This window comes from Paracandidimonas soli (assembly GCF_004342005.1).
In the GTDB taxonomy this organism is placed as follows: domain Bacteria; phylum Pseudomonadota; class Gammaproteobacteria; order Burkholderiales; family Burkholderiaceae_B; genus Paracandidimonas; species Paracandidimonas soli.
In genome coordinates this window covers 132508-146045 of the sequence record NZ_SMBX01000006.1, presented here as the reverse complement: position 1 = coordinate 146045, position 13538 = coordinate 132508, and the positions used below count along the sequence as shown (strand labels likewise).

At 62.8% G+C, this 13538-nt stretch carries 13 protein-coding genes and 2 tRNA genes; 10 read left to right on the top strand and 5 right to left on the bottom strand.

Translation table 11 applies throughout. The features are described from left to right. The first annotated feature begins 78 nt into the window (after window positions 1–78). Together EV686_RS12855 and recN are read left to right on the top strand one after the other, a co-directional pair. Window positions 79–978, top strand: a complete 900-nt coding sequence (locus EV686_RS12855) for an NAD kinase (protein ID WP_132477345.1) — start codon at window positions 79–81, stop codon at window positions 976–978. Window positions 979–993: 15 nt separating this feature from the next. Continuing rightward, window positions 994–2640, top strand: a complete 1647-nt coding sequence (recN, locus tag EV686_RS12850; protein ID WP_132477344.1) for a DNA repair protein RecN — start codon at window positions 994–996, stop codon at window positions 2638–2640. A gap of 83 nt (window positions 2641–2723) precedes the next feature. On the opposite strand, the gene fur is transcribed toward recN, so the two are convergent. Then, window positions 2724–3158 (bottom strand): ferric iron uptake transcriptional regulator, encoded by a 435-nt coding sequence (gene fur / locus EV686_RS12845; RefSeq protein ID WP_132477343.1) that lies wholly within the window; start codon window positions 3156–3158, stop codon window positions 2724–2726. A gap of 188 nt (window positions 3159–3346) precedes the next feature. On the opposite strand from fur, the gene EV686_RS12840 reads away from it, so the two are divergent. From EV686_RS12840 to EV686_RS12830, 3 genes are all read left to right on the top strand, one after another. Then, window positions 3347–3853, top strand: a complete 507-nt coding sequence (locus EV686_RS12840) for an outer membrane protein assembly factor BamE (RefSeq protein WP_243650884.1) — start codon at window positions 3347–3349, stop codon at window positions 3851–3853. A gap of 23 nt (window positions 3854–3876) precedes the next feature. Next, window positions 3877–4668 carry a 4-hydroxy-tetrahydrodipicolinate reductase gene (dapB, locus tag EV686_RS12835; protein ID WP_132477341.1) on the top strand — a complete coding sequence of 264 codons (792 nt, stop codon included), beginning with the start codon at window positions 3877–3879 and terminating at the stop codon, window positions 4666–4668. A 66-nt stretch (window positions 4669–4734) separates the two neighbouring features. Then, window positions 4735–5697 (top strand): zinc-binding dehydrogenase, encoded by a 963-nt coding sequence (locus EV686_RS12830; RefSeq protein WP_132477340.1) that lies wholly within the window; start codon window positions 4735–4737, stop codon window positions 5695–5697. Between the two features lie 38 nt (window positions 5698–5735). Here the strand turns inward: EV686_RS12830 and murB are convergent, their stop codons facing one another. Continuing rightward, window positions 5736–6824: a UDP-N-acetylmuramate dehydrogenase gene (gene murB, locus EV686_RS12825; protein WP_132477339.1), complete on the bottom strand. Its 1089-nt coding sequence runs from the start codon at window positions 6822–6824 to the stop codon at window positions 5736–5738. A gap of 127 nt (window positions 6825–6951) precedes the next feature. Between murB and EV686_RS12820 the strand changes: the two genes are divergently transcribed. From EV686_RS12820 to EV686_RS12810, 3 genes are all read left to right on the top strand, one after another. Next, window positions 6952–7027: transfer RNA gene (locus EV686_RS12820), tRNA-Gly, on the top strand. A 74-nt stretch (window positions 7028–7101) separates the two neighbouring features. Next, window positions 7102–7177 (top strand) — tRNA-Gly (locus tag EV686_RS12815). A gap of 234 nt (window positions 7178–7411) precedes the next feature. Further along, window positions 7412–7948 (top strand): AAA family ATPase, encoded by a 537-nt coding sequence (locus EV686_RS12810; RefSeq protein ID WP_132477338.1) that lies wholly within the window; start codon window positions 7412–7414, stop codon window positions 7946–7948. Window positions 7949–7973: 25 nt separating this feature from the next. Here the strand turns inward: EV686_RS12810 and EV686_RS12805 are convergent, their stop codons facing one another. From EV686_RS12805 to EV686_RS12795, 3 genes are all read right to left on the bottom strand, one after another. After that, on the bottom strand, window positions 7974–8618 hold the full coding sequence (locus EV686_RS12805; protein ID WP_207901774.1) for a LysE family translocator: 645 nt from the start codon (window positions 8616–8618) through the stop codon (window positions 7974–7976). Window positions 8619–8833: 215 nt separating this feature from the next. Beyond that, the gene (locus EV686_RS12800; RefSeq protein WP_132477337.1) at window positions 8834–10624 is read right to left on the bottom strand and encodes an SLC13 family permease; all 1791 of its coding nucleotides are present in this window, start codon (window positions 10622–10624) and stop codon (window positions 8834–8836) included. 108 nt (window positions 10625–10732) lie between these two features. Next, entirely contained in the window at window positions 10733–11674 is a 942-nt protein-coding gene (locus EV686_RS12795; protein ID WP_132477336.1) for a LysR family transcriptional regulator, read from the bottom strand. A gap of 107 nt (window positions 11675–11781) precedes the next feature. On the opposite strand from EV686_RS12795, the gene EV686_RS12790 reads away from it, so the two are divergent. Together EV686_RS12790 and EV686_RS12785 are read left to right on the top strand one after the other, a co-directional pair. Beyond that, complete coding sequence (locus tag EV686_RS12790; protein WP_132477335.1) at window positions 11782–12750, top strand: hydroxyacid dehydrogenase; 969 nt, start codon at window positions 11782–11784, stop codon at window positions 12748–12750. A gap of 76 nt (window positions 12751–12826) precedes the next feature. After that, window positions 12827–13525, top strand: coding sequence for an RraA family protein (locus EV686_RS12785; protein ID WP_132477334.1), 699 nt, complete (start codon window positions 12827–12829; stop codon window positions 13523–13525). Window positions 13526–13538: the final 13 nt, after the last annotated feature.

Here is a 13538-nt window from a genome sequence, read left to right as displayed (position 1 = left end):
CTTGCGGATTTTGCCTGCGCGCCCCCCCTATAATCCGGATATTGTGGTCCCTATTTCAAAACACAAGGTCCCGGACACATGCATTTCCGTACCGTCGCCATCATAGGCAGGCACCAGGACACCGGGCTGGACGCTCCCTTGCGCCGGCTTGCCCAGGCTCTCCGCGCCGAGGGCTGTACCGTGCTGGTCGAAGCCGCCACTTCGCACAACACGGGAGTCGCCGAATTCACCGTGTGTACCTACAAGGAAATCGGCGAACAGGCCGACCTCGCCATCGTCATGGGCGGCGATGGCACCATGCTGGGCGCAGCGCGCGAGCTCGCCAATTCGCGCGTCCCCCTGATCGGCATCAACCACGGCCGCCTGGGCTTCATCACCGACATCCCCGTGCACAGCGCCGTCGACGCCCTGTCCAGCGTGCTGCATGGGCAATACGAAGCCGAAGAGCGCGTCCTGCTCGAAGGCAGGGTCATGCGGGGCGACAAGGTCATGTATTCCGGCGTGGCGCTCAACGACGTGGTCATCAACCGCGCGGGGCGGGGCGGCATGATCGAGCTGCACATCGAGCTCGACGGCCAGTTCATGCACAGCCAGCGCGCCGACGGCCTGATCATCGCCACGCCGACCGGCTCGACGGCTTATGCGCTATCGGCCAACGGCCCCATCCTGCATCCCAGCCTGAACGCCATCCTGCTGGTGCCCGTAGCTCCGCAGACCTTGTCGAACCGCCCTATCGTGCTGCCCGACAGCGGCACCCTTAGCGCCACCATCACGTCACTGAGCCGCGTCGAATCCGGCGCCAGCGTGCACTTCGACATGCAGACCTGGTCCGAATGCCAGGCGGGCGACCGCATCGACGTGCGCCGCTCGCGCAACGCCATCCGTTTCCTGCATCCCACCGGCTACAGCTTCTTTTCCACGCTGCGCCGCAAGCTGCACTGGAACCGCATGCCGCAACCCTCCGACGACATCGAATAGCCCTCGTTTTCCATCATGCTGCGCACCCTGCACATCCGTGATTTCGTCATTGTCGAAGAAGCGGAAATACCGTTCGAATCCGGATTCACAGTGTTTTCCGGTGAAACCGGCGCGGGCAAATCCATTCTCGTCGACGCCCTGTCCCTCGCGCTGGGCGCACGCGCGGACGCCTCCGCCGTGCGCAACGGCGCGCAACGCGCAGACATCAGCGCCGTCTTCGACATTCCCGGCAAGCTGTCCGACTGGCTGGAGGACAACGACATCGCGACGGAAGACGGCATGCTCATCCTGCGGCGCGTCATCGACAGCCAGGGGCGCAGCCGCTGCTATATCAACGGCGGCCCCGTCACCGTCAGCCAACTGCGCGAACTCAGCGAATGCCTGGTCGACATCCACGGCCAGCACGCCCACCAGAGCCTGCTGAAAGCCTCGGGCCAGCGCGATCTGCTGGACACGCAGGGCGGACATCTGGACCTGGCGCGACAGGTGGGCGAAGCCTGGCAACGCTGCTCCCAGGCCGGCAAGGCGCTGGAGCTGGCACAACGCGACGCCGCCTCGCTGAACGAAGAGCGCGAACGCCTGGAATGGCAGTTGGAAGAACTGAGCCGGCTGGCGCTGGGGCCGGACGAATGGCAGGCGTTGGACAGCGAGCACAGCCGCCTGTCGCACTCCCAGGCGCTGCTCGACGGCGCCGGCCAGGCGCTGAACGCGCTGGACGACGACGAAACCTCCGCCCGTCGGCTGCTCGACGCCGCCGCCCACGCCATCCAGCAGCAGTTGCGCCACGACCCGCAACTGCAAGGCGTCTACGACGCCATCGAGTCCGCCCGTATCGCCACGGCGGAAGCCGCGTCCGACCTGAACAGCTACCTGGACCGCCTCGAACCCGATCCCGACCGCCTGGCGCAGCTGGAGCAGCGCCTGTCCAGCCTGTTCGACGCCGCCCGCAAATTCCGCGTCGAGCCGCAGGAGCTGCCGCAACTGCAGCAGCAACTGGAAACCCGGCTGGCCGCCACCCAGGCCGCCAGCAACATCGAGGCGCTGCAACAGGAGCTGGATGCCGCGCAGGCCGAATACCGGCGCCTTGCCGCCGAACTGGGCAAGAAGCGCCGCAAGACGGCCAAGCAGTTGTCGGCGCTCGTCACGCAAGCCATGCAGACCCTGGCCATGCAAGGCGGATCATTCGACATTGCGCTGAACGAAGCGCCCGCCTCTTCCCATGGGCTGGAGACCATCGAATTCCTGGTCGCAGGCCATGCCGGCACCGCGCCGCGCCCCCTGGCCAAAGTCGCGTCCGGCGGAGAGCTGGCGCGGCTGTCACTGGCCCTGTCTGTCATCGCCAGCCAGGCCGCCAGGGTTCCCACCCTGATCTTCGACGAAGTCGATACCGGCGTCGGCGGGGCCGTCGCCGAGGTTGTCGGCCGGCTGCTCGCCGAGCTGGGCCAGCGCCATCAGGTGCTTTGCGTAACGCACCTGCCCCAGGTGGCCGCCTGCGGGCAACATCATTTCCGCGTCAGCAAGCAGACCACCGACGGACAGACCTCATCGTCCATCGAACCCCTGGACGATGCCGCCCGGACGGACGAAATCGCCCGCATGCTGGGCGGCCTGAAAATCACGGAAACCACGCGCCGACACGCCCGGGAAATGCTGGGCCTGTAGCGATCACCCCCCCTGGCGGGAGGGCCTGGCATGATGCTGGCCCGGCTCGCGGCGCTTTCGCCCAAGCCGGCCGGAAAGCAGGCTTACCTGCCCGCCTTTTCCCCGGCTTCACGGCATTTGCCGCAGATGCCGTAGAGCAGCATGGTGTGGCTTTCGAGCGCGAAGCCATTGTCCTTGGCGATCTTGTGCTGGCGCTTTTCGATATCGGTGTCGGTAAACTCGACCACGGTGCCACACGTCGTGCAGATCAGGTGGTCGTGATGGTCGCCGTCGTTCAACTCGAACACAGCCTTACCACCGTCGAACTGGCTGCGCACCAGGATGCCAGCCTGCTCGAACTGCGTCAGCACGCGATAGACCGTCGCCAGGCCAATGTCCACCTGCTCAGCGATCAGGGTGCGGTAAATGTCTTCTGCACTTTGATGGCGGTGCTCCGCCTTGCGGAAAATATCCAGGATCTTCAGGCGCGGGAAAGTCGCCTTCAATCCCATGTTCTTGAGCTCATTCTGGTCGTTCATAGCTAAAATGCCCCGTGGACGTATAACTGGAAGCGGCCGGATCATACACAAATTTGTGTGCCGGCCCTAACTGGCGCTGATGCGTTTTTATTCTTATTGCCTTTATGATAACGGTTTTGGCCGATCAATATACAGGGGTACCCGTGCTTACCAATGCGACATCTTTACCCTCTTTCCTGCGCACCGGACTGGTTGTCGGCGCCCTGACGCTGGCGCTGACGGCCTGCGGCGGCACAAAATGGGGCTTTCCCTACCGCGCCGACGTGCAGCAGGGGAACTGGATCACTTCCGAGCAGGTATCCATGCTGCGCGAGGGCATGAGCCGCGAACAGGTGCGTTTCCTGCTCGGCACGCCGACCCTGCAGGACGTCTTCCACGCCGACCGCTGGGACTACCCCTATTTCCACAAACCCGGCTACGGCGACGAGCAGGCGCGGCGCTTTACCGTCTGGTTCGAGGACAACGTACTGGTCCGCTGGGCCGGAGACGAACAGCCCGATCGCCAGCCGTTCCAGCGCACCGACACCGGCGTCACTCCCGGCTCGGCTTCCGCATCGGCCGCCCCTGAAGCACAGACAGGCGCCTCCGGCTCGTCCTCTCAAGGCGAAGAACAGCCTGAAGCCGACGCGCGCGCCGTGCCCTCTCCCGTCATCATCACCCAGCCGGGTCAGATGCCCGCCGAGCCCCTGCGGTGAACCAAGCAAGCAAAGGACATCATATGCGTATCGCAATCGCCGGCGCCGACGGGCGCATGGGCCGCATGCTCATCGAGGCCGTGCTAAACAGCTCCGACCTGACCCTGGCCGCCGCCCTGAACTACAAAGGATCCCCCTCCATCGGCCAGGACGCCGGCGCCTTCCTCGGTCAGGCCACTGGCGTGCAAATCACCGACGACCTGGATGCCCTGGCCAATGCCGACTGCCTGATCGACTTCACCCGCCCCGAAGGCACGCTGGAGCATCTGGAAGCCTGCGTACGCCACAAGGTCAAATGCATCATAGGCACCACCGGCTTCGACGAGCAGGGCAAGCAGGCCATCCAGGCAGCCGCCACGCAGATCGCCATCGTCTTCGCGCCCAACATGAGCGTGGGCGTCAATGCCACGCTGAAGCTGCTGCAGCTGGCCGCAAAGCTGCTCGATAGCGGCTATGACGTTGAAGTCTTCGAAGCCCACCACAAGCACAAGGTCGACGCCCCCTCCGGCACCGCCCTCGCCATGGGCGAAGCCGTCGCCGGCGCCTGGGGCAAGTCCCTGGAGGACATCGCCGACTGGGCCCGCCACGGCCACACCGGCGCACGCAAGGACGGCCAGATCGGGTTTTCCGTCGTGCGCGGCGGCGATCTCGTGGGCGACCATACCGTATTCTTCTGCGGTGAAGGCGAACGCATCGAAATCACGCACCGAGCCAGCAGCCGCGCCACCTACGCGCAAGGCAGCCTGAGGGCGGCGCGCTTCCTGGCAAACAAGAGCACGGGCCTGTTCAACATGCAGGACGTGCTGGCAGGCTGAGCGCTCCGGACAGCAAGGAAAGCAGTACATTCCAGCCACGCGCAACGACAGATTGTGGAGACATCCATGCGAGCCAGCACCATCCATTCCGAGCAAGGCCGATTCCGGATCACCGAGCTTGACGTTTCCCCTCCGGAAATATCGGACACCCAACTGCTCGTGCGCGTACGCGCTACCTCGCTGAACCGGGGCGAGCTTGCCGGCAAGGTACCCGAAGGCCAGTCCAAGCGCTTCGGCAACGAAGCCGCGGGTGAAGTCATCGCCGTCGGCAAGAACGTGCGCGAATTCCAGGTGGGCGACCGCGTCATGGGACGCTGCGAAGGCGGCTGCGCCGAACAGGTCGCCATGGACGAGCACGAGGCCATGCATGCGCCGGCTCACCTGGACTGGACGCAGGCCGCCGCCATCCCGCTGGTCTTCACCGTGGCCTACGACATGCTGTTCTGGCATCGCTCCGTCGGCAGCGGCGACACCGTACTGATCACCGGCGTGCCGTCGGGCGTGGGCATCGCATCGATGCAGCTCGCCAAGGCCATGGGCGCCCGCGTCATCGGCACCTCCACGCGCCAGGAAAAACTGGACGCGCTGCTCTCTCACGGGCTGGATGTCCCGCTGCTCGCGGCCGGCCCCGGATTCGCCCAGAAAGTTCAGGAGTCCACCGGCGGTAAAGGCGTGCAACTGGCCATCAATATCGTGGGCGGCAGCCTGTTCGAAGACTGCCTGGCAAGCCTGGCCATCGGAGGCCGCCTGGCCATCGTCGGCCATGTGGACGGCACAAAGAGCAGCCAGATCGACCTGGCCAGCCTGCATGCCAAGCGCCTGTCGGTCTTCGGCGTCTCCAACAAATACCGCACGCCGGCGGAACGCGCCGAGCTGGTGCGCGACATGAAAAAGGACGCGCTGCCTTTCTTCCGCGAAGGCGGCATCGTTCCGCTGATCCACCGTGTATTCAACGCATCCGACGCTCAGGCTGCGATCGAGCTGATGCAAAGCAACGCGCATACCGGGAAGATCATTCTGACGTTGTAAGGTCTGGCCTGCGCCTAAGGAACTCAGCCTCCAATAGATCATTCCACGCGGACCGGCTCGCGCTCCAGCGCTATACCGAACTTCGCCTGCACATCGGCCCGCACCGCCGCTTCCAGCGCCAGCACGTCTTCCGCAGCCGCTCCTCCATGATTCACCAGGACCAGCGCCTGACGTTCATGCATCCCTACAGGCCCCAGGCGCTTGCCCTTCCAGCCCGCATGCTCGATGAGCCAGCCCGCCGCCACCTTGTGCCAGCCACCGCCCTGGTCATAGGACGGCATGGCCGGATATCGTGATTTGAGCGCCTGCAATTGCGCCCCTTCCACCAACGGATTCTTGAAGAAGCTGCCCGCGTTGCCCAACACCGCAGGATCCGGCAGCTTCGCGCGACGGATCTCGCATACCGCCTGGAACACGGCCCGGGGCATGACGGCGGAAACATCCGCCAACCTGGGATGCTTGCGCAGATCGGGATAATCCAGCACTGGCGTCCAGTCCAGAGGCAGGGCGAAACGCACGGCCAGGATCAGCCAGCGCCCGTTGCCCGCCTGCTTGAAAATACTGTCGCGATACCGGAAGCCGCAGTCCGCGGCCGAAAGCTCGACCTGACGCGCCTCACGGAAATCCCAGACCAACACGCTATCCACGCGCTGCTGCAGTTCCACGCCATAGGCGCCAATGTTCTGCACCGGCGCTGCGCCCACCGTGCCGGGGATCAGGGCCAGGTTCTCCAACCCGGCCCAGCCCTGAGACAGCGTGACCGACACAAAGTCATGCCATACCTCCCCCGCCTGCGCCTCCACGATGCGGGCCGTTGCCGTCTCCCGCAACAGTCGCACTCCCTTATTCTGCACGAGCACGACAGGACGACCGACGTCCGGCGGCAGGATCACATTGCTGCCCCCGCCGAGCACGAACGCGTCCTCGGCTTGCTCCTGTACCCAATCGACCAGCGCCGGCAACTGCTGCAGGCTTGAAAGCCGTTGCGCGCGTCTCGCCTGCGAGGACAGGCCAAGCGTGTTCGGCAGGAGGACGGGGAGATCAGAGGAATCCAGGGTATTCACGACGGATAGAAGGACACAGGCAATGCGTGGAGACGATACGGCTGCATTGTATATTGTCAGCATCTGGCGACTACAGAAGCAGCGCGCACGAAAAAGTACGGCTCAGCAACACAAGCGAAATTGCCGTTTGCAAAAATACAAAAGCAGGCTTATAATCTTTGTCTTGCTTGATCTTGTAAAGATCGGAAGCGCGGGAATAGCTCAGTTGGTAGAGCGCAACCTTGCCAAGGTTGAGGTCGCCGGTTCGAGACCGGTTTCCCGCTCCAGATTCTTCTTGTATGGACATCCAGTCTGTCAGCTGCGGAATTCCGTCTTTACCCGATCCTGCAAAGACCAAAATGCGGGAATAGCTCAGTTGGTAGAGCGCAACCTTGCCAAGGTTGAGGTCGCCGGTTCGAGACCGGTTTCCCGCTCCAGGATTTTTGTCCATGGACATCCACCAACGTCCATAGATAATTGAAAGAAAGCCGAAAACTTTGTTTTCGGTTTTTTTTTCGTCCAGCGATATCCACCGACGCCCGCCTACAGCCACACAATCGCAGGACCGCAAGTCGCGGCACTTTCGCTACTATTGGCAGGCCACGTAGAAGCGCATGTCTCTAGGCACCTAGATACCTGACTTACTCAAGTTTGAAACGGATGCCGACCTCATGAACCATTTCATCATCATTTCCGGCTGCTCAGGTGGCGGCAAATCAACATTGCTGGCTGAACTCGGACGACGCGGTCATATCGTGGTTGAAGAACCTGGGCGGCGCATTGTCCAAGAGGAAACACGCACCGGCGGCCATGCCTTGCCGTGGATCGACATAGCTGCATTTCTGCGCAGGGTCATCACCGCCGCCTTGGAGGATCATGCCAATGCTCTACGAAGCAACGCGCCGCGCGTGTTCTTCGACCGCAGCCTGATCGATGCAGCTGCAGCACTTCAAGCACTGACGGGCGAGCCCACCCTGAAGACACTCGGCCAAGCGCACCGCTATCACCCGTGCGTCTTTCTGGCCCCACCGTGGCCTGAAATCTATGTGCAGGACAAGGAACGCCGTCACGGCATGGATGCTGCTCTAGCTGAATTCGAACGACTCCAGCATGCCTATCCAGTGCTAGGATATACGATATCTGTCTTGCCAAAGATCGGTGCGGCAGAGCGCGCCGACTTTGTGCTAGAAACCTTGGAGAGTTGCTGAGCTGCTACGCAGCAGCTTTGGCTGGTTATGCTGCACTTACGGCCTTCTTTGATAGCAGCAAACCGAAACCGGCGGCACCCAGCAATGAGGCGCACGTCCTGTTGAACAAACGCTTACGTGCAGGCAAGGCAAACCATTTTCCCAAGTACGCTCCCATATAAGCGTAAGCGGCAATGGCAATCCATTCGAGCACCAGGAAAAGCAGCCCAAGGATGAAGAATTGCGGCGCGGCGGCTTCTGCCGAGTTGACGAATTGCGGCAGAAACGCGGTGAAGATCAGGATTGCCTTTGGGTTGCCTGCTGCAATCAGGAATTCCTGCCTGGCCAAACGCCACAGGTTGAAAGTTCGCATATCACGGGCGTCGACGCTCTCTTGCACTGCGTTCACTGGGGCGAACCAAAGCTGCAAGGCCATATAGAATAGATACAACGCTCCCGCCACCTTGATGACAGTGAAGGCCAAAGCCGAGGTTTGCAACACCACAGCAAGCCCCGAGGCCGCAATGGCAATCATGCCGACAAACGCAACCAAACGGCCGATGCCAGCCACACAGGCTGCCGCGAAGCCGAAGCGACTGGCGTTAGAGACGGAAAGCAGATTGTTCGGACCTGGCGCCATGTTCAATGCAAAGCAGGCAGGCACAAACAGCAGAAACATTTCTGGCGACACGAGGTACTCCTGTGGTGTGTCTGGCATGCCTCTCAAGCAGGCACTTGCCTGAAATTTTAAGATCAGTTGAAAAAGGATGTCTATGCATAAGAACAGCATACACACTTCTTGAACAAGGCCGCCCCGATCGGAGGCTGGCATCCACCTCGCCGCAATTTACAAGGATTGCGGGCCCGTGACATCCAGGGAACTCGCGCATTTCATCCGTGAGCGGCTCAGAAGGGCCAGAACCTGGGGATGAATATCACTCCCAGCACCCAGAAAATCAGGTTCAGAGGCAGCCCCACCTTCAGGAAGTCCACGAAACGATAGCCGCCGGCGCTGTACACCATGGTATTGGTCTGATAGCCCACGGGCGTGGCGAAGCTGGTGGAAGCTGCGAAGGTAACCGCGATAAGGAAGGGCGTAGGATCCACATCCAGCATTCTGGCCGTGGACATGCCGATGGGCGTAAGCAGCACGGCCGCCGCCGCATTGCTCATGAACTCTGTCAGCAGCAGCGCCATCAGGTAGAGCACAGCCAGCACCACCAGCGGTCCAGCCTCCCGGACCAGCCCTATCGTGTTCTGCACGATGAACTCGGCAGCGCCGGTCTCGCTCATGGCCACGCCTAGTGGCATCAGCCCGGCCAGCAGGATGATGATGGGCCAGTCGATGGCATCGTAGACGCCGTCGGCATCGAGACAGCCCGCCAGCGTCATGGCCACGGCCCCCACCAGGGCGGTGATGGAAATCGGCAGCCAGCCCAGCGCGGACACGGTAATCACCACCGCCATGGTCGCCAGCGCGAAGGGCGCGCGCCAGCCACGGGCAGGCTGGGCATCGCGCTCGGACAGCACGATGAGGTTGCTGTCCTGGCGCAGCGCACCCATCTCGGGCTCCGTCGTCAGCATCAGCAGCACATCGCCGACGTTAAGCCTCACATCCTTGAGCTGTTCGCGCAAGACCTGGCCGCGCCGGTGGATGGCCAGCACGATAGCGTCATGCCGCCAGCGCCAGTCCAGCATCGTCAGGGTGCTGCCCACCAGGCGCGAGCGCGGCGCAATCATCACCTCGGTCACCACTTGCGATACGGGTTCGGATTCCTTGTCGCCGTCCACCGACATGCGGCGCAGTCGGCGCTTGAATTGCGGGTTCAGCTCCAGCCCGGCCTCCTGGCGCAACTCGTCCAGCTTGGACCAGTCCCCGCGAGCCAGCAGCACGTCGCCCTCCTGCAGCACCTGGGAACGCGGCGACCACACTTCCTCGTCGTCCCGCAGCAGTTCCATCACATACACGCCGAAAGTTTCGCCCAGCTTGGCTTCCTCGATAGACACGCCGATCAGCGAAGATTCCGGCATCACCCTCAGCTCGGTCACGTACTTGCCCAGCTCGTGATTCTCCACCATCTGGGAGGCGCTGGTATCGGGCAACAGCCAGCGCCCGAAGGTAAGCAAATAGAGACATCCCGCAGCCATGCAGATCACGCCCAGCGGCGTGAACTCGAACATGCTGAAACCCGGGTGGCCCAGGTCTTTCGCCATGCCGTTGACCAGCAGATTGGTCGAGGTGCCGACCAGGGTGCATACCCCCGCCATCTGCGATACATAGGACAGAGGGATCAGCGCCTTGGAAGCCGGCATGCCGATGCCGGAGGCCGCTGTCATCACGATGGGCATGAATACCGCCACGACAGCGGTATTGTTGACGAACGGCGCCACCACCGCCAATACGGCGAACAGCACCAGCAAAAAAAGAAAAGGGGATTTTGCCCGGCCGAGCAGGCGGCCTATGCCCGACAATGCGCCGCTGTTCTGCAGGCCGGCGGCCAGCACGAACATGGACGCCACCGTGATCGTGGCCGGATTGCTGAAGCCGCTGACGGCCTGCTCGGGCGTCACCAGCCCCGCTACGGCCAGGCCGCCCAGCACGAGCAGGGCTACCGTGTCCATGCGCAGCTTTTCCGTAGCGAACAACACGATCGCCGCCAGGGCAATGCACAACACCAGCACTATTTCTATGGTCATCCCTCGATTTCCTGAAAGCGATGGCGCTTCGTATCGCCTCTGGCAAGGGCCGCCATACCTGCAACGGTCGTACGTGAGACCCCGGCTAGTTGAGCATCTTCGACGACTTTATCGATTCTTGCAACCTTGCGCCGCATCACCCATGGCATTCGCAAACAATCGCGCGCCGTTGGTCTTGAAGATTTCGAGCACTCGCTCTGCCGCCGGCGACAGATAGCCAGCCTTGCGGTACGTGGCGCCCAGGGTGCGGTTCAACGTCGTAGCCGGCAATGGCAATTCGCGCAGCATCCTGCCCTGGTGCAGCGCCAGGGTATGGCGCGATACGAAACTCAGCAGATCGGTCCGGGCGATCATATGGGGCAGCAACGGTAAAGCGCTCGTTTCGATCTGCACATGCGGGCGGGAAAGGCCCGCGGCCGTGAACACCGACTCCAGCCACTGACGGCTGGGTACGGTCGGGGCCGGCAGCGCCCACGAATATTCCAGCAGGGACTCCAGCGTCACTTTCTTGCGCCCGAAGATGGCATGGTCGCGCCTTGCCGCCACCACCACCGCATCGTTGACGATGGGTACGGCCACCAGATCGGGATCGCCGGTCGCGGTCAGGCCTATCAGTATGTCTATTTCCCCATCCTTCAATTGACCTCGCAATGTGGACGTAGGCCCTATCTCGATTTCTATGTTCAGGTCCGGGCATTCGGCCAGGGCAAGATGGCAAAGCTCGGGCAGCAAATGATCGGCGGCGATGGGACCGCTGGCCAGCCGCACGTGGCCAAAGCGTCCGCTTGCGAATTCGTTCACTTCGCGTATTGCCTCGCTTGCGTTGTCGCGCAGCATCCTGGCGCGCAAACGCAGCACCTCGCCCACGCGCGTGAGCCGGATGCCCCGGCCGGTCCGTTCGAACAAGGGGCTGCCGATGATCGCCTCCAGGCGATCTATGCATTTGGTCAACGCGGGCTGGCTGCGGCCCAGTTGCTCCGCCGCACGCCCCAGGTGCTGCATATCCGCCAGGACTTCGAAATAGCGCAAATCCCTGAGATGAATATCCACGGCACCCCCATTCAATAACTAAAAGTGAACAAATAATGAATATTATCAAATAGACAGTTATTGATTCCAAGACCAATAATTGCTCTCCCAATAACGAGTACGCCCCGATGTCCCATACCGTTTTCGTGACCGCGCCCAAGCTGCATCCAGCCGGCGTCGCAGTGCTGGAAAAACATGGAGCGCGCGTGATCTACCTCGATCAGGCAGACTCCGCGGAGGAAGCCGCCCGCATCATGGCATCGGAACCCATCGATGCTGTCATCTCGCGGACCGTGTCATTGACGGCCGCAGCCATACAGGCATGCCCCACCCTGAAAGTCATTTCCAAGCATGGCGTGGGAGTCAGCAATATCGACGTAGAGGCGGCCAGCCGCCAAGGCGTGCTGGTCTATGCGACTCCCGGAGCCAACGCCGCCTCCGTCGCGGAAATGGCTATCGGCCTGATGATCGCCGCCGCACGCCGCATCCCTTCCATGGACCGGTCACTGCGCGACGGCCACTGGCACAGGCTCCAGGACGGCCGCCAGCTCGATGGATTGACCCTGGGACTGCTGGGCTATGGGCAGATCGGCCAGCGCGTCGCCCGGGCGGCGCAAGCGCTGGGCATGCGCGTGATCGCATACGATCCGGCATTCCCGGCCAGCAATCCCGTGCCCGGTGTCGAGCGCGCCGACGACCTGAACACCCTGTTGCCGCGATCGGACGTCCTCAGCCTGCATGTGCCGCTGACCCCCGGCACGCGCGGGCTGCTGGATGCCGCGCGGCTGAAGCGCCTGCCGAAGGGAGCCATTCTCATCAATACCGCGCGCGGCGAGGTGGTGGACGAAACCGCCCTGATCGAAGCCCTGCGCAATGGCCACCTGCATTCGGCCGGCCTGGACACCATGGAGATCGAACCCCTGCCTGCCGGCAGTCCGCTGACCTCCCTGGAAAACGTGGTGCTGACGCCGCACGTAGGCGGCTCAACGCCGGCGGCCCTTGCACTGATGGCGCAAGGCGCGGCCGAGAACGTCATGGGCCATCTGACAGGCAATCCTCCCGATCCCGGGCGCTGCGTCAACCCGCATATCCTTTGATTAAACCCGGTCCCGCAAACTCCGAGCCGCTCGCCGGCCCGGCAATCCACGACACGCATCTCCAAGGAAAGACAGTATGAGCACACCCTCCCCTGCCGACTGGCCGCCCGGCTATCGCATCAACCCCAATCCCGCGCGCCTGGACGCGGCTCTGGTCGAAGCCTTCGGAACCCTGCCGGTCGCAGGCATCGGCGATGCCATGAGCCGCAACATCGGCACCATCGGGCTTCGCCAATATCATGCAAGGCTGGACACGACGATGGCAGGCCAGGCGCTTACCGTGCGCGTCCGTCCCGGCGACAATCTGATGATCCACAAAGCCTTGCTGATGGCGCAACCCGGCGACGTGCTGGTCGTCGACGGCGGGGGAGACATCAGCCAGGCCTTGGTGGGAGGGCTGATGCGAACGAGCTGCATCGCCCGGCAACTTGCCGGGCTGGTCATCGACGGCGCCATCCGCGACCTGTGCGAGTGGGCTGAAGACGGCATGCCCATCTTTGCGCGCGGCCATACGCACCGAGGCCCCAGCAAGGACGGTCCGGGCGAGATCAACGTTCCGGTGTCCGTGGCCGGGCTGGCCGTCATGCCGGGTGATCTGATCGTCGGCGATGCCGACGGAGTCATCGCCATACCGGCGGATCAGGCGCAAAGCGTCCTGGAAAAAACACGTCAGCATCTGCGCAAGGAAGCGCAAATCCGCGAGGCCAACCGCACCGGCACGGCGGATCCCGAACGCTTCGACGCCATTCTCCGGGCCAAGGGCCTGCCAGTCTGAACCTTAGGGATGC